The 16,172-nt window shown below is 65.9% G+C and carries 14 protein-coding genes; 8 read left to right on the top strand and 6 right to left on the bottom strand.

The window, feature by feature from the left end:
* A partial coding sequence (locus QOJ24_RS10400) for a glycosyltransferase family protein (RefSeq protein WP_526260908.1) occupies nt 1-1,359 on the top strand: 1,359 nt, incomplete at its 5' end.
* A 14-nt stretch (nt 1,360-1,373) separates the two neighbouring features.
* Here the strand turns inward: QOJ24_RS10400 and QOJ24_RS10395 are convergent.
* A complete protein-coding gene (locus QOJ24_RS10395) occupies nt 1,374-2,141 on the bottom strand; it encodes a hypothetical protein (protein ID WP_526260907.1) in 768 nt (255 codons plus the stop codon).
* Between the two features lie 192 nt (nt 2,142-2,333).
* Between QOJ24_RS10395 and QOJ24_RS10390 the strand changes: the two genes are divergently transcribed.
* Complete coding sequence (locus tag QOJ24_RS10390; protein WP_526260906.1) at nt 2,334-2,687, top strand: DUF732 domain-containing protein; 354 nt, start codon at nt 2,334-2,336, stop codon at nt 2,685-2,687.
* 8 nt (nt 2,688-2,695) lie between these two features.
* Complete coding sequence (locus tag QOJ24_RS10385) at nt 2,696-5,230, top strand: DEAD/DEAH box helicase (protein ID WP_526260905.1); 2,535 nt, start codon at nt 2,696-2,698, stop codon at nt 5,228-5,230.
* 14 nt (nt 5,231-5,244) lie between these two features.
* Here the strand turns inward: QOJ24_RS10385 and QOJ24_RS10380 are convergent, their stop codons facing one another.
* From QOJ24_RS10380 to QOJ24_RS10370, 3 genes are all read right to left on the bottom strand, one after another.
* Nucleotides 5,245-6,324, bottom strand: coding sequence for an NAD-dependent epimerase/dehydratase family protein (locus QOJ24_RS10380; protein WP_526260904.1), 1,080 nt, complete (start codon nt 6,322-6,324; stop codon nt 5,245-5,247).
* 96 nt (nt 6,325-6,420) lie between these two features.
* Entirely contained in the window at nt 6,421-7,578 is a 1,158-nt protein-coding gene (locus tag QOJ24_RS10375; RefSeq protein ID WP_526260903.1) for a serine/threonine-protein kinase, read from the bottom strand.
* A 34-nt stretch (nt 7,579-7,612) separates the two neighbouring features.
* Nucleotides 7,613-8,620 (bottom strand): oxygenase MpaB family protein, encoded by a 1,008-nt coding sequence (locus QOJ24_RS10370; protein ID WP_526260902.1) that lies wholly within the window; start codon nt 8,618-8,620, stop codon nt 7,613-7,615.
* Between the two features lie 69 nt (nt 8,621-8,689).
* On the opposite strand from QOJ24_RS10370, the gene QOJ24_RS10365 reads away from it, so the two are divergent.
* Nucleotides 8,690-9,274, top strand: a complete 585-nt coding sequence (locus QOJ24_RS10365) for a TetR/AcrR family transcriptional regulator (protein WP_526260901.1) — start codon at nt 8,690-8,692, stop codon at nt 9,272-9,274.
* 7 nt (nt 9,275-9,281) lie between these two features.
* On the opposite strand, the gene QOJ24_RS10360 is transcribed toward QOJ24_RS10365, so the two are convergent.
* Nucleotides 9,282-9,749, bottom strand: a complete 468-nt coding sequence (locus QOJ24_RS10360) for a hypothetical protein (RefSeq protein ID WP_526260900.1) — start codon at nt 9,747-9,749, stop codon at nt 9,282-9,284.
* A gap of 298 nt (nt 9,750-10,047) precedes the next feature.
* Here QOJ24_RS10360 and QOJ24_RS10355 point away from each other — a divergent pair, with 298 nt between their 5' ends.
* From QOJ24_RS10355 to phoU, 4 genes are all read left to right on the top strand, one after another.
* Nucleotides 10,048-11,046, top strand: coding sequence for an acyl-ACP desaturase (locus QOJ24_RS10355; RefSeq protein WP_526260899.1), 999 nt, complete (start codon nt 10,048-10,050; stop codon nt 11,044-11,046).
* Nucleotides 11,034-12,197 (top strand): tRNA dihydrouridine synthase DusB, encoded by a 1,164-nt coding sequence (gene dusB / locus QOJ24_RS10350; protein WP_526260909.1) that lies wholly within the window; start codon nt 11,034-11,036, stop codon nt 12,195-12,197. Before QOJ24_RS10355 ends, dusB begins: the two co-directional genes overlap by 13 nt.
* 174 nt (nt 12,198-12,371) lie before the next feature.
* Nucleotides 12,372-14,498 carry an LCP family protein gene (locus QOJ24_RS10345; RefSeq protein ID WP_526260898.1) on the top strand — a complete coding sequence of 709 codons (2,127 nt, stop codon included), beginning with the start codon at nt 12,372-12,374 and terminating at the stop codon, nt 14,496-14,498.
* 94 nt (nt 14,499-14,592) lie between these two features.
* Nucleotides 14,593-15,261 (top strand): phosphate signaling complex protein PhoU, encoded by a 669-nt coding sequence (gene phoU / locus QOJ24_RS10340; RefSeq protein ID WP_526260897.1) that lies wholly within the window; start codon nt 14,593-14,595, stop codon nt 15,259-15,261.
* A 3-nt stretch (nt 15,262-15,264) separates the two neighbouring features.
* Here phoU and QOJ24_RS10335 read toward each other — a convergent pair.
* Nucleotides 15,265-16,172: NADP-dependent oxidoreductase (locus QOJ24_RS10335; RefSeq protein ID WP_526260896.1), on the bottom strand; the 908-nt coding region annotated here is incomplete at its 5' end.

The raw sequence follows: 16,172 nt of genomic DNA, 5'->3' as shown, positions 1-16,172 counted from the left end.
CTCAGCTATGCCCGCAATCTGGCTGAACATCTTCACTGGGGGTTAGTCAGCGGACAAGTATCGAACACCGCAACGTCGCCGCTCAATGTGATGGCCTTGGCGGTCCTGACGAAGCTCACCGGCAACAGCGTGTTGGCGGCTGGAGTCCTCTATGTGGTGTGCGTCGCACTGACGTTTGTTGCCGTCGGCAGGCTAGTGCCATCCGACGACGATGCCGCGACGGCCATGCTATGGCCGCTTGCAATCACCGCACTGGTCGAGTTGAACCCGATCATGGTTGCGTCAGCCGGCCTCGAGAGTGCCTTGTTCGTCATGCTTTTGGCTTGGCTGGTCGTAGCCGCGGAAGCCAGGAACGCGCTCCTGTTCGGCGTCTTGGCCGGTGCCCTCATCCTGACCCGTCCCGACGGCGTGCTGTTCGCGGTCATACTGGCCTTCTCCCTCGGACGGTCGGTAAAGAAGTGGGCAATGGCTGTTGGCTCGGCCATTGCGATCGTTGCGCCGTGGGTGCTGACGAGCTGGTTTCTGCTCGGGTCGGCGGTGCCCGACACCGTCCTTCTCAAGCGTCATCAGCTGCCTTGGCGCGGACACAGTTTCGGCACTGGCTTAGTGCTTTACGTTGGGCAATATCCGTTCGCAGTCATCACTGCCGTCGCAATCCCCGCAGTGTGCGTCCTCGCGCTTTGCGTCGTCCACACCATTAGGTCCTCACCAGAGGCGACATCTTCCCGGGGCTCTCGGCCTGCGGTGCTGCTGATCCTCGCCGGGTTCGCGCACTATGGCGCGTACACCCTCCTGCATCCGCCGCCGTACCACTGGTACTACGGCCTGAGTTTCTCCGCCATCACACTAGGAGCGCTGGTGCTCCTGGTCCGACGCCATCGACAATGGTTGTCCCTGCGCTGGATGGCCGGAGTCCTTGCGGTCATGTCGCTCGCCGTACTGGTAAACAACGGCCTCACTGCGTTCGCGCCGATCACCACGAACTGGCAGAGCAGCGCGGAGGCCGAAGACATGGCGAAGGCCGTCGGTCAGATAGTCGGCGATGACACGGTCGAATTCCACGGGGAGATCGGCGCGTTCGCCTACTTCTGCGACTGCAAGGTAGTCGACGACTTCAGTGACATGGCGAGACTGAATTCGGTGATTCGCCAGGATTTGCAGACAACGACTGGGTTCCGTAATGCATTGCTGCGCTTGAACTATCGCCACCGTGTTTTGACCGGAGAGCCGACGTCGGGCCAGTATCTCCTGCAAGCGACCAATGACCCCGGCGGTCAACCGTGGCGGTGGCCGGCGTCTTCGCCTTGGACGATCGACGACCCCGCGTACTACGTCCTCACCCGGATTCCTGGGCCATGAGTTCCGCCGTCGAATCAGGAGAACGAGAGGAAGCCCTTCGAGTAGACCCACGCTGTCCCGTTAGGCAGCCCGGGAAAGCCACCCAGTTCGATCTGCCCGACACGGCACCAGTCGTCCCGGCAGGGCTCCATGAGCGGATGTACTTCGCCGGCCAACAGGGTGCCGATCTTCTGGCCCTGGCCGTCGGGCTTGTCGTAGATATCCGTGTCCGCGATGACCGTTGCGTCCCCAAGTGGCTTCGGGCCCTGCTGCTCGGGCGCCAGCTGCTTCGGTCCCGCCGGGGCCCCACCCGTGTCCGCCTGTTTGGGCGACGGACCCACCTTCTCGGGCTCCGGATTCGCGACGCAGGCGAACTGCGTGTTCGAGTCCCAGTTCTGTGTGTCGCCGTTCAACTTGAGCGTGCCGTGTGCCCGGTTGTCGGGACCGATCAGCCCATCGAGGATCAGAGTCGGGCGGTCCCCACGCCCTACCTCCAGGTGAATACCGACCCCGTGGATATAGCCGGTCACTGGGCCCGACAAATCGCCACCGTTGGGATAGTGCGATATGGCCGTGGTGTCGACGGTCGTGCTCGCGTTCACGGTCTCGAACGTAGTGTTTCCGGTGACGGCCTGGTACTTGATATCCACCAGCCCGCCGGGAAACTGGTACGCGGCGCATGCAGGGGCCAGCGGCAGAGGTAGAAGCGGGCGCCCCTGCGCGGCCGCCGGCATGGCGAGCGCACCGATTGCGACCATTGCGCTCGCCGCAGCGAGGGCGGCAGGCAACTGCTTTACGGTCATGTTCTTTCCTTCCGGTGACGGCTTACGGGAAACGCTAGGTTGAGAGGGGCCACAGAAAAATAGGGTGTTTCCCTATGGATCGCGGCTACAGCATGTTGTTTTCGGGTCCCGCCGGGGACCGTGGTCACCCGGCGATCGCTCGATTGCCCTATCGTCATCGACATTCCCGACACCTTGATCACAGGAGCACCAATGCTTACTCGGCGGTTCCCGAGAGGGGCATTGGTCGCGCCGATTGCGACAGCGAGCCTCAGCGTCGCCCTCACCTTGGGAACCGGGTCGGCGAACGCCACTCCTGAGGACGATGCATTCATCGGCATCGTCAAGCAGCTCAACATCCCGGTGCCCTCCCCCGGCGAGGCAGTCCAGGTCGGGCGCGGCATCTGCTCGGCAATGGACGCAGGCAGGATCGAACCGGCACCCACGATTCGGGGCGTGGTCAGCAGCCTGAGGTCGAAGGGGCTCGACAAAGGGCAGTCGGTGGGTTTGCTCAGGGGCGCCGTCAGCATCTATTGCCCGCAGTACAGCGCACTCGTCGCGCGCTGAGCGCCCTGGTGGCGCCTGACCTGCTCGACGACCCGAGCGACCTCTCCGTGCTTCGCGCCAAGGGCGCCGATCCCGACGAGCTTTTCGCCTCCTTCGCCGCATGGGCTCAGGAGAGCGGCACCACGCTGTACCCGGCGCAGGAGGAGGCGCTGATCGAACTGGTCAGCGGCGCCAACGTCGTGCTTGCCACGCCGACCGGTTCCGGCAAGTCACTGGTAGCCACCGGCGCGCTGTACGCGGCGCTGGCAGCTGGGGCCGCAAGCTATTACACCGCGCCGATCAAGGCGTTGGTGAGCGAGAAGTTCTTCGCGCTCTGCGACGTGTTCGGTGCGACGAACGTCGGCATGCTCACCGGCGACGCGTCGGTCAACGCCGCGGCGCCGATCATCGCCTGCACGGCGGAGGTGCTGGCGAACATCGCCCTGCGTGAAGGGGCAGACGCCGACATCGGCCTCGTCGTGATGGACGAGTTCCACTTCTACGGCGACCCCGGCCGCGGCTGGGCCTGGCAGGTGCCGCTGTTGGAGTTGCCGAACGCGCAGTTCCTGCTGATGTCGGCGACCCTCGGCGACGTCACGTTCCTCCGTGAGGACCTCACCCGGCGCACCGGTCGGCCGACGGCGCTGATTGCCAACGCCGAGCGTCCGGTCCCGCTGCATTACTACTACGCGACCACGCCGATGCACGAGACGATCGGCGACCTGCTCGACACGAAGCAGGCACCGATCTATGTCGTCCACTTCACCCAGGCCTCCGCACTGGAGCGGGCCCAGGCACTGATGAGCGTCAACGTGAGCAGCAAGGAGGAGAAGAAGGCGATCGCCGACCTTATCGGCGGGTTCCGGTTCTCGTCCGCGTTCGGCACCACGTTGTCGCGACTGGTGCGCCACGGGATCGGCGTCCACCACGCCGGGATGCTGCCCAAGTACCGACGGCTGGTTGAACAGCTGGCCCAGGCCGGCCTACTCAAGGTCATCTGCGGCACCGACACCCTCGGCGTCGGCATCAACGTGCCGATTCGTACCGTCGTCTTCTCGGCGCTGTCCAAGTACGACGGCACCCGTACCCGGCTGCTCAGCGCGCGCGAGTTCCACCAGATCGCCGGTCGGGCAGGACGGGCAGGCTACGACACGGCAGGCACCGTCGTCGTCCAAGCGCCCGAACACGAGGTGGAGAATCTCAAGCAGTTCGCCAAAGTCGCCGATGACCCGAAGAAGCGTCGAAAACTGGTGCGCCGCAAGATTCCCGAGGGAATGGTGCCGTGGAGCGAGTCGACCATGACCCGGTTGGTCGACGCGGCCCCCGAAGCGCTGACAAGCAACATGCGGGTGAGCACGGCGATGATCCTCGACGTCGTCGACCGTCCAGGTGACCCATTCGTCGCGATGCGCAGGCTGCTCACCGACAACCACGAGCCACGCAAGCGCCAGCTCGCCCACATCCGCGAGGCGGTCGGCATCGCCCGCTCACTGCTGCAGGCCGGCGTTCTGGAGCGGCTCGACGAGCCGGGGCCAGACGGCAGGCGCTACGCCCTGACCGTCGACCTGCCGCCCGACTTCGCCCTGAACCAACCACTGTCGACGTTCGCGCTCGCCGCCGTCGACGTGCTCGATCCCGCATCGGAATCGTATGCGCTGGACGTGGTTTCGGTCATCGAGGCAACTCTGGAGGACCCGCGCCAGATCCTGGCCGCGCAGCTGAACAAGGCCAGGGGCGAGGCCGTGGCTGCGATGAAGGCCGAGGGCATCGAATACGACGAGCGAATGGAACTGCTGGACGACGTCACCTATCCCAAGCCTCTGGAGGACCTGCTCGACCACGCCTTCGAGGTTTACCTGCAGAGCAACCCGTGGGCCGCCGATGCGCGGCTGTCTCCGAAGTCCGTTGTCCGCGAGATGTGGGAGCGCGCGTTCACATTCCGGGAGTTCATCAGCGTCTACGGCCTGACCCGTTCCGAGGGCGCTGTGCTGCGCTACCTCTCCGACGCCTTCAAGGCGCTGCGGTCCGGGGTGCCCGCCGCGGCACGGACCGAGGGGGTCGTCGACATCGTCGAGTGGCTCGGTGAGCTTGTCCGTCAAGTGGATTCGAGTCTGCTCGACGAGTGGGAGCAGCTCACCAGCCCGGACCAACCGCTGGATGCTCCGGTGGCGGTACCTGCACGCCCGCGGCCGCTGACCGGGAACGAGAGAGCGTTCACCGCGATGGTCCGCAACGCGTTGTTCAAACGGGTGGAGCTGTTCTCCCGTCGCCGCTGGCATGACCTCGGCGAATTGGACCGCGACTCTGGTTGGTCGGCGCCACGTTGGCAGGAGGTCGGGGACGCGTACTTCGCCGAGCACGACGACGTGGGCATCGGTGCGAACGCCCGCGGGCCCGCGCTGCTGATCATCGACCGACGGCCCGGCATGTGGTGGGTGCGCCAGATACTGGATGATCCTGCGGGCGACCACGACTGGGGCTTTGAGGCGGAGGTGGAACTGGAGGCGTCCGACGAAGAGGGCGCGGCCGTCCTGCGCATCGTCGACGCCGGGCGGCTGGACTAGCCGCGGAGGCTGATCTACATGTCCGGGGGCTGCGCCCGACGTACCGCGTCCGGCGCGGGGTCTCCCCACCTGTCCCGGATCCGGCCCCACGGATCGGCGTATTGGCCGGGTTGCTTGTAGTACGGGGCTTTTCGCCGCATCACACCGGCGGCCATCGGCGCTGCCATTCGGAACGCATGCGCCTTCCAGCCCATTCTGGCGCGAATCTCGTCATACGACTCCGAACTGCTGTACCGCTGAAACGACAGCACCTGCTGGGAGCGGGTGGTGTCCATCCAGTCCAAGGGGTACCAATTGGCGTCACTGTCGGGATCACCCGGACGGCCGGGCATAACCAGCGCGCCCATCCCCACCGCCTCGTAGCCCATGCGGCCCAGTTCGGATTGGTTGTGTTTATGGGAGTCGTCGCCGGCGATCATGAAGACCTCCCGCACCGCATCGGTGGTGACTGCCGCTGCGAACGCCGTGGCGACATCGCGGACGTCGACGGAGTGGCAACGGTTGTCCTCGGGCATCAACGCGCCGAAGTAGAACGAATCGAAATCTCCGTAGTCGATGAGCGGGTCGAGGGTGGTGACGCCACTGAGCCGGAGAATCGACCACTCCAAAGATGAAGAGCGGACGATGTTTTCGGCTTCCAGCTTGTGGCAGCCGTAGAGTTCGGATGCCAATGGCGGAGTTTCGGGAGTGAGCAGGTCGGTGAATCGGTGCGGGTTGCGGCTGCCGTAGACCGCCATGCTGGATGCGTGGACGAAGCGCGGAGGCGCGGGCATCGCCTCCGCGGCGCGGACAAGCGCTGCGGTCGCGTCGACGTTCACCGCCCGTGCCAACGCGCCGTTGGCGTAACACATCGGCGGAATGCACGCCGCCAGATGGACGATCGCCGATGGCGATACATCGGCGAGCACTGCGCTGACCTGATCCGGCTTCGTCAGATCGACCGACCGGACGTCGACCGCCGCGGGCAGCGACGGTTTGACTGTCCGGTGCGCGGTGGCGATCACCGTGTGACCGTCGGCCACCAGCCGCTCCACCACCGGTCGACCAACCAGGCCGTATGCCCCCGTGACAAGTACGGAATCAGGAACGGCCATGGTGCGCTCCTTCTGCAGAGCGGGATAGGAATCGCAGGTTAGCCGAGGCGAGGGGCTGAGGGATCAGATCCGCAACCTTGTGCGTGGTCGTGCGCCTCAATGCTCTTTCTTGCCATTGCCGTTGCCGTGGTCCTTCTTCTTGCCGGGCGGTTCCCGGTCGACCTGCACCGGCGGTGGTGGCGGTGGCGGTGGCGGCGGCAACACCGATGATGGCGAGGGCGGAGGCGACAGGGACGTGCTGGAGGTCGCCGGGCTCGGTGCCGACGGTGGCGATCCGGTCTCGAAGAAGATCAGCACTGCCGCCAGGACGATCGCGAGCAGCACCGCGGCCAACGCGACGATTGTGCGGGTCCGGCTGTGTCGCGTCGGCACGGCGACGGCCAATGTGGCGGACGTGGGCAGCGGCTCGGCCAGCACCAAAGTCGGCGGCCGGACCGAATTAGGTTGCGGGACACCGGCCAATGCGGCCCTCATCGCGTCGGCGCTGGGAAAGCGCCATGACGGGTCGTGCGCCATCGCCTTGTCGATCGTTGCGCCCAGTGCCGGCTCCACGTCGGGGCGCAGCATCGGCAGCGGCGGCGGCGTCTCCACGCTGATCGCCCTCACCAACGCCGCCAGGTTCTCCTGTGGATACGGCGGCCGTCCGGTCAGCGCCTCGTACCCGACCGCACCGACGGCGTACAGGTCGTCGGCGACCGTCGCGGGCCGACCCGCTACCCGGTCGGCGCTGAGATAAGCCGGGGTGCCGACTATCTGCCCGGTCATCGTCGCGGGCGTCTCAGCGCTTTTCGCGATGCCGAAATCTGCGACCTTCACATCGCCGGCGGTGGTGAACAAAATATTGGCGGGCTTGATGTCGCGGTGCAGGATTCCAGCCGCATGCGCGGCGGTCAATGCCGACAGCACGGCGTCGAGGATCCACCGGACCCGGGCTTGCGGTAGCGGGCCACCGGTCAGCTCGTCGGCCAGTGTCCGCCCGGACAACCGCTCCATCACGATGAACGGCGTGCCGGCGTGCTCACCGCTGTCGTGCACAGCCACGATGTGGGGATGATTCAGGCCGGCGGCGGCCCGTGCTTCGATCTCGAAACGCCTGCGACTGTCGGGGGAAACGCTGAACGCGGGATGCAGCAGCTTGACCGCGACGGGCCGGTGCAGCCTCGTATCCCAACCGTCGCGTACCTCGGCCATCCCGCCGCGACCCAGGACCCCCCGCAGTTCGTAGCGGCCGCCAAGAAGTTCCGGCGCCTGCACGCCCTTACGCTAGCGCGCCTGTGCTGCGGGCTCGCTACCCGGCTGTCACCGGGCAGTAGTGCATTCCGTTGTCGCGGTGCCCCACCGGCGGCAGGTTGCGCGCCGGCGTCTCCACCAGCGGCGCGTCCGACGGCAGCCGTCCGCTCGCACGGTCGACGGCGCTGCGTTTGCGCGGGTGCATCATTAAGCGCTGTGGCGTCAGCCCGGTGGCGAGGTGCACCAGGTTTCCAAGGCGTCGGTGCAGCCACTCCTGGCGAGGCGACCACGTGTAGCCCATCAGTTCGCGGACGGGCGGGTCGTAGAGGCCGATGGTGACGAACAGCAGCAACCGTTGCATCACTTTCAGATTGATCCGCCACAGCCAGTCCGGGATCCACTCCAATGACGGGTGTTTGGTCATGGTGGACAGATCGAGGACTTCGCGTGCCGCCCAGTTGTTCTCCAACACGTTGTGGCACATGTGATCCCAGTACTCCTGAAATTCCTCCCACGTCTTGGGCACTGGCCGCATGCTCATCCCGTACATCCGGTACCAGGTGACGTGTTCATCGAACAACTGGCGCTTCTGGTCCTCGGTCAGCCCGCCCCGGAAGCGTTCCGCTGCCAACAGGACGGACTTGAAGAAGGTGGCGTGCGCCCAATAGAAGACGTCGGGGTTCAGAGCGCTGTACCGGCGCCCCTGGTCGTCGACGCCCTTGATGCCGATGTGGTAGTCGCGTACCTCGGCACCCGTCTTCGGCGCGCGGTCGCCGTCGAAGACCACGCCGCCGATCGGATACACCGACCGGTACAACCGCGGCATCCGCTCCATGAAGAAGATCGAGTGATCCTTGACCGCAGCACCCAACTGGGGATGCATGTTCTGCATCGAGCCCGCCCAGCTGCCCTGCAACATCCCGGTCCACTGGCCGAAGTACTTCCACGTCAACGAGTCTGGGCCGAGCGGCTCGGGTGGGGCGTCATATCCGCCTCCGGAGACGGGGCAACCCGATGGTGTGGTTTCTTCGGACGCCGGGCATACCTCAGACGTATCTTGAGTCACTGATGTGCTTTCGATGGGCGTGGGTGGCATTCTGACTACGTACGTTGTCAACCTGATTGTAGGAGTGATGTGGCCGGCGGTCAACGACGAGGCCGATGGTCGGGCGTCCCGCTCGAGGATCGCCAGGCGCTGCGCCGCGAAGACCTGATCGCCGCGGGCGTGGGCCTGTTGGGCAGCGAAGGCGGTCCTGTCCTGACGGTGCGCGCGGTCTGCAAGGCGGCCGGCCTGACCGAGCGCTACTTCTACGAGAGCTTCTCGGACCGTGACCAGTTCGTCGGTGCGGTCTACGACGACGTCTGCGCGGCGGCGATGTCCACTCTGTCGTCGTCGACCACCGCGCGCGATGCGGTCGAGCGTTTCGTGGCGCTGATGGTGGACGACCCGACGCGTGGCCGCGTGCTGTTGTTGGCGCCGGCAGTCGAGCCCGTGCTGACCCAGTCGGGCGCCGACTGGATGCCCAGCTTCATCGAACTGTTGCAGCACAAGTTGACCCGCATCGCCGACCCCGCCGTGCAGGCCATGGTGGCCACCGGCCTGATCGGTGCGCTGACGACCCTGTTCACCGCCTATTTGAACGGCCGGCTGGCGGCCACCCGCGAGCAGTTCATCGACTACTGCGTCGACATGCTGCTCAGCAGGGTGTCGAGCTACTGAGTGTTGACTATCCGGTCGGGATGTCCTGGTTGGCGGTGTCGCCGGGAACTGCTCCGGCGTCAGTAAGTTCGCCTGCCTGACTCTGCTGGGCCGCGGCGGCTTCCTCGGCCTTGGCCGTGAAGGCGCGGCCCTCGGGGCTGGCCGCCGAGGCGCCTGGCACGCCGGCCGTGGCGGCACCGCGGTTGCAGTTCAGCGTCAGCAGCACCTCGCTGTCGGCGTGCCCGAACGAGCCTTCGGAATCGCGAATGAACGGGGCGTCGGTCGCGTTGGTCACCAGGCAGTCGCCCATCGCATCCTGGCGGTCGCCGACTGTCACCGCGATCTTCGCCGTGCCACCGTCTTCCTCGACTGCAGAAACCGCGTCGCCGTAGGTCATTCCCACCACATCGGGTGCCGCGGAGGCGACACCGGCGCCGAACAGCCCGAGCGCAACTCCTGCGGCGCCAACGCCGGCCGAAATGATGATCTTCTTCACATGCCCACCTATGTCTGAGGTCTACGGTTGTCAGGAGTTCAGGCGCGGTTGCAAGCCCTGCGGAAACAATACCGCCGACAAGCCCAACCCGCGAGCAGTACCGACGTCCACGTCAGCGGAATAACCGGGCGGTGTATCGGCCGAAAATCGTGATCTTTCCGCCGCCGGGGACACCGCAGGCCAACTTGATGTCACCGGGTTACACAGATATATTGACTGCAACCAACAGGTACAGATAACTGCGGGAGCCGTACGGCCAGTTCACGGCCACCCCGCACCCGAGGAGGACGCAGGCCTAATGCACGAAAATTTGACCGACCTGCACCTGCTGCGCGAGCTGGAGCCCGTTGTCGAGAAGAACCTCAACCGGCACCTGTCGATGCGCAAGGACTGGAACCCGCACGACTACATCCCGTGGTCTGACGGCAAGAACTACTACGCACTCGGCGGCCAGGACTGGGAGCCGGGACAGTCGAAGCTGTCCGAGGTGGCACAGACCGCGATGGTGCAGAACCTGCTGACCGAAGACAACCTGCCGTCGTATCACCGTGAGATCGCGATGAACTTCGGCATGGACGGCGCATGGGGTCAGTGGGTGAACCGCTGGACCGCCGAGGAGAACCGGCACGGCATCGCGCTGCGCGACTATCTGATCGTCACCCGCGCCATCGATCCGGTCGCGCTGGAAACCCTCCGCCTCGAGCAGGTGACCCGCGGATTCAGCCCCGGCCAGAATCAGCAGGGCGACCTGTTCGCGGTTAGCCTGTTCGACTCCGTCATCTATGTGACGTTCCAGGAGCTGGCCACCCGCGTGTCGCATCGCAACACCGGCAAGGCATGCAACGAGACCATCGCCGACCAACTGCTGCAACGAGTTTCGGCCGACGAGAACCTGCACATGATCTTCTATCGCGATGTCAGCGATGCCGGTTTCGATATCGCACCGGACCAGGCGATGCACTCGCTGCACCGTGTGCTCCGCAACTTCAAGATGCCGGGGTTCACCGTTCCGGAGTTCCGGCGCAAGGCCGTGATCATCGCGGTCGGCGGCGTATATGACCCCCGCATCCACCTCGACGACGTCGTCAAGCCGGTGCTGAAGAAGTGGCGCATCTTCGAGCGCGAGGACTTCACCGGCGAGGCCGCCCGGATGCGTGATGATCTCGGCGTGCTTGTCGAAGAGCTCGAGGAGACGTGCGACAAGTTCGAGGTGGCCAAGCAGAAGCGTCTCGAGCGAGAGGCTAAGAAGGCCGAACGGGTGAGCGCCAAGAAGGTTTTCGCGTCATCTCCGTCCTGACCCAGCCCCGCGCACAGTTGCAGATCGGGCCCATCGGACTGGCCAGCCCTGTGGTGCTCGCCCCGATGGCCGGCGTCACCAATGTCGCGTTCCGCACGCTGTGTCGCGAACTCGAGCTAGCCCGGGCCGGAACGGTCAGCGGGCTCTACGTGTGCGAGATGGTCACCGCCCGGGCACTGGTGGAACGACATCCGGTGACCATGCACATGACGACCTTCCGGGCGGACGAATCGCCTCGGTCGCTGCAGCTGTACGCCGTCGACCCGGACAACACGTACGCCGCGGCGAAGATGATCGCCGACGAGGGCTTGGCCGATCACATCGACATGAATTTCGGCTGCCCGGTGCCGAAGGTGACCAGGCGCGGCGGCGGCGCGGCACTGCCCTTCAAACGGAGGCTCTTCGGGCAGATCGTGGCCGCAGCGGTGCGCGCGGCCAATGGATCGAACGTCCCGGTCACGGTGAAGTTTCGGATCGGCATCGACGACGCCCACCACACCCACCTGGACGCTGGACGTATCGCGGCCGAGGAGGGCGCCGCGGCCGTCGCACTGCATGCCCGTACTGCGGCGCAGCGCTACTCCGGGACCGCCGACTGGAATCAGATCGCTGCGCTGAAAGCCCACGTCACGAGCATTCCGGTGCTCGGGAACGGCGACATCTTCGACGCCGACGATGCGCTGGCCATGATGGCCACCACCGGCTGCGACGGGGTTGTCATCGGCCGCGGCTGCCTGGGCAGACCGTGGCTTTTCGCGGAATTGTCCGACGCCTTCGCCGGTCGTGCCGGTGTGAAACCGCCCACACTCGGCGAGGTCGCAACGATCGTCCGCAGGCACGGCGAGCTGCTGAGCGCCCACTTCGGCGAGGACAAGGGCATGCGCGACATCCGCAAACACGTCGCGTGGTACCTGCACGGATTCCCGGCGGGAGCCCAGCTTCGCCGGGCATTGGCGCTGGTCAAAACCCGGTCCGAGCTCGACGAACTGCTCGATGAACTCGACCCCGACGTGCCGTTCCCTCCGGCCGCCAACGGCCCACGGGGACGTCAGGGGTCGGCGGCGTCGGTGGCGTTACCGGAGGGCTGGCTGACCGACCCGGATGACTGCACCGTGCCGACCGGCGCTGATGTGATGCATTCCGGTGGGTGAACCGAGACCATCTCGACATTACGTCTCTCAGGATCTCTAAGTACGATAAGAGTCTTGTCGTTTGCGGCTCCAGACGCGGGGCCACGGATATCGCCGCTTCAATTCGGGCGGCAGCGCAGCGGCTGATGCGCGCCGGCGCGCACGCTGCTCATACGGTCGGAGGCCAGTAGGGACATGAGTGACGGCGATAACGCCACTCCTGGTCGCCCGCGCGCGTCCGATTCCAACGGCGCCAACCAGTGGCTTTCCCGGTCTCCGCTGCCACCGCGATCCGCCGCGCCGTGGGAGCGCAAACCTTCTGGCGACCCAGAAGCAGACGACGACACCTCATCGCAGACGAACAGTCACACCGACGGGGTGACGGTCGCCGACCTGATCGCGAAGGTCACCGGCGCCGCGGCGACCGATCTCCCGAGCAGGCACGCGGCGCCAGAACCCGAGCCCGCGCCGACACCACCACGTTCCGCGGCGCCGCCGCCACGTCAGCCCCCCGCGCCTCCAGCCGCGGCCCCGCCCCGGCAACCGCGGCAGCTTCGGCCCAACCGGCCGCAACCACAAGATCGTCCCGACCCGGACACCGAGATCATCCCCGTGGTGTCCTACGCCGACGAGATCCCCGATCTGGCCGCGTTGCGTCGTGCACGGCTCGAGCGTGTCGCTCCGGAGCGCGTGGGCCAGCCGGCCGGCGAACCCGTAGATCCGCCCAAGCGCAAGTCGCGGCACCGGGTCATGTTGGCGGGCCGTTCCCTGGCCGCCCTCTTCGCAGTGCTCGCGCTTGCGATGACCGGTGGCGCCTGGCAATGGCAGTCGTCCAAGAACAACATGCTCAACCGGGTCTCGGCGCTGGACCAGAGCTCCCGCGACATCATCGATCCCAATGGGCAGTACGGCGACGAGAACTTCCTCATCGTCGGCATCGACAGCCGCTTCGGCGCGAACGCCGACATGGGCGCGGGCAACACCGAGGACGCGGGCGGCGCACGCTCCGACACCATCATGTTGGTCAACATCCCCGCTAACCGGGAACGCGTTGTTGCGGTGTCGTTTCCGCGTGACCTGAACATCGAGCCGATGCAGTGCGAGGCCTGGAACGCCGAGACCGGTGAGTACGGCCCGCTGTATGACGCGGACACCAAATCCTACGGTCCCGATCAGATCTACACCGAGACGAAGTTGAACTCCGCCTTCTCCTTCGGTGGGCCCAAGTGTCTGGTGAAGGTCATCCAGAAGCTGTCGGGTCTGTCCATCAACCGGTTCATGGCCGTCGACTTCGCGGGATTCTCCAAGATGGTCGATGCGCTCGGCGGCGTGGAGGTGTGCAGCACCACCCCGCTAGAGGACTACGAACTCGGCACCGTACTGGCCAACGCCGGCAGGCAGACCGTCGACGGGCACACCGCGCTGAACTACGTGCGCGCCCGGCAGGTGACCACCGAGACCAACGGCGACTACGGACGCATCAAGCGTCAGCAGCTGTTCCTGTCGTCGCTGCTGCGCTCGATGATCTCCAAGGAAGTCTTCTTCTCGCTCAACAAGCTCAACAACGTGGTCAACCAATTCATCAACGACAGTTACGTCGACAACATCAATACCAAGGACCTGGTCGAGCTCGGCCAGTCGCTGCAGAACGTCGCTGCGGGTCGCATCACCTTCCTCACCGTCCCGACAACGGGATACATGGACGAGTGGGGCAACGAGCATTTGCGCGAGGACGACACCCGCGCGATCTTCGACGCGATCATCAACGACGATCCGCTGCCCGAGGAGCGCAACGCCGACAACACTCCGGTTCCCGGTGCACCGGAGTCGCTGACGAAACAGACATCCGAGTCGCCGACGAGTCAAGCACCGGAACCGGAGACCGCAGCGCCCGCCGACGAGTTGGTCGACGCCATCACCACCGACCCGACTTCGGTGACCGTTCAGGTGACGAACTCGACGGGCCAGGATGGGCTTGGCGCAACTGCTGCAAGCGAATTGCAGTTGCACGGCTTCAAGGTCGAGAGCCCCGACGACTATCCGACGGGTCCGCTGAATTCGACGACGGTGTACTTCTCGCCAGGTAACGAAGAGGCCGCGGCGACGGTGGCATCGGCCTTCACCGAGCCGACGATCGAGCGCGTCAACGGGAAGGGCAACACCGTGCAGGTAGTGCTGGGTTCCGACTTCGGCACGGTGAGCCCGCCGAAACCGAGCGGTTCCTCGGTACAGGTCCACGTCCTGCACGCGACGGGAAGCACTCCGACACAGCTGCCGGAAGACCTCTCGGTCACCAACGCCGCCGACACCAGCTGCGAGTAGCTGCGGCATCGGCCGCGATCGGGCAAGCGGCATTCACCTTTCGTTCACCCTGCACATCGTGACGCTTCGCCGGACCAGCCCGTAAGCTGGGCATATGCGAACTGCATATCACGAGCAGCTAGACGCGCTAACCAGCCAGCTGGGTGAGATGTGCGGGCTGGCGGGGGCTGCGATGGAGCGGGCGACCCAGGCCCTGCTACAGGCCGACCTGGTGCTGGCCGAGCAGGTGATCACCGACCACGAGCAAATCAGCGGGTCGAGCGCCAAGGCCGAGGAGGCGGCATTCGTGCTCCTCGCCCTGCAGGCTCCGGTGGCCGGCGACCTGCGGGCGATCGTCAGCTCGATTCAGATCGTTGCGGACGTCGACCGGATGGGGGCCCTCGCTCTCCACGTCGCCAAAATCGCCCGCCGCCGTCACCCACAGCATGCGCTGCCCGAAGAAGTCAACGGCTACTTCGCCGAAATGGGCCGGGTGGCAGTCGAACTGGGTAACAGCGCCCAGGAGGTGCTGCTGACTAAGGACCCGGAGAAGGCGGCGCGCATCAGCGAGGAAGACGATGCGATGGACGATCTGCACCGTCATCTCTTCAGCGTGCTGATGGACAAGGAATGGAGGCACGGCGTCACCGCCGCCGTCGACGTGACACTGCTGAGCCGCTTCTACGAGCGGTTCGCCGACCATGCCGTCGAGGTCGCCCGCCGCGTCATCTTCCAGGCCACCGGCAGGTTCCCCGAAGAAGGCGTACTTCCGACCGTTCACTAGCCGTTACGGGCGGAGCACCAGCTTGCCGCGCGTATGGCGCTGCTCCAGCGTGCGAAAGGCGTTGCGGACGTCATCGAGGGCGAATACCTCGGCGATGGGCACATCCAGCCGGCCTTCGGCGACCAAAGCTGCCAGTTCGGCCAGCACGGCGGCATTGGCGGCGTCCGCATTGCCCGATGTCCGCACCGCAAACCGCTCGGCGGCGGCGAAGTCGATGATGGTGTTCACCCGTTCCGGCGCCACGCCCAACTCGTCGACCGCGAGCTCGACGTAGCCGCCACCGAAGAAGTCGAGGAACGCGTCGATCCGGCCGCCGGGCGTTGCGGCCCGTAGCCGCCCGGCGAGGTCGTCGCCGTAGTTCACCGGGATCACCCCGTGTGCGCGCAGCCATTCGTCGTTCGAGGGGCCGGCGATACCCAGAACGGTGGCACCGCGCCGGGCCGCGAGCTGCACAGCGATCGAGCCCACCCCACCCGCGGCGCCTGCGACGGCGACCACGTCACCCTTCGTCAAATCGACGGCGCGCACGGCCGCGTACGCGGAGGTGCCGGCGACGTACAGGGCCCCTGCCACCTCCCACGGCACCACGGCCGGTTTGGCGATCAGGTTCTCGGCGGCCACGACGACGTGTTCCGCGTGGCTCGCGCGCTTGTCGCTGAATCCGATGACCTGGTCGCCGGGTCTGAAATCATCGACGCCCGTACCGGTTTCGGCGACGACGCCCGCGAAGTCGCTGCCCTGACCGGACGGGAATGTGGTGGGGAATACGTCCTTCAACAAACCCTTGCGGATGGACGCCTCACCGGGGTTCATTCCCGCTGCTTTGACCTCGACGAGAACCTCGCCCGCGCCGGGCGCAGGTCGCTCGACGTCGCGCACCTCGAGCACCTCGATGTCGCCGTACCGATCGA

The organism is Mycobacterium sp. (genome assembly GCF_032159775.1).
In the GTDB taxonomy this organism is placed as follows: Bacteria; Actinomycetota; Actinomycetes; order Mycobacteriales; family Mycobacteriaceae; genus Mycobacterium.
Note: the sequence above shows the minus strand (reverse complement) of the source record. Positions and strands in the feature narration are given on the sequence as shown.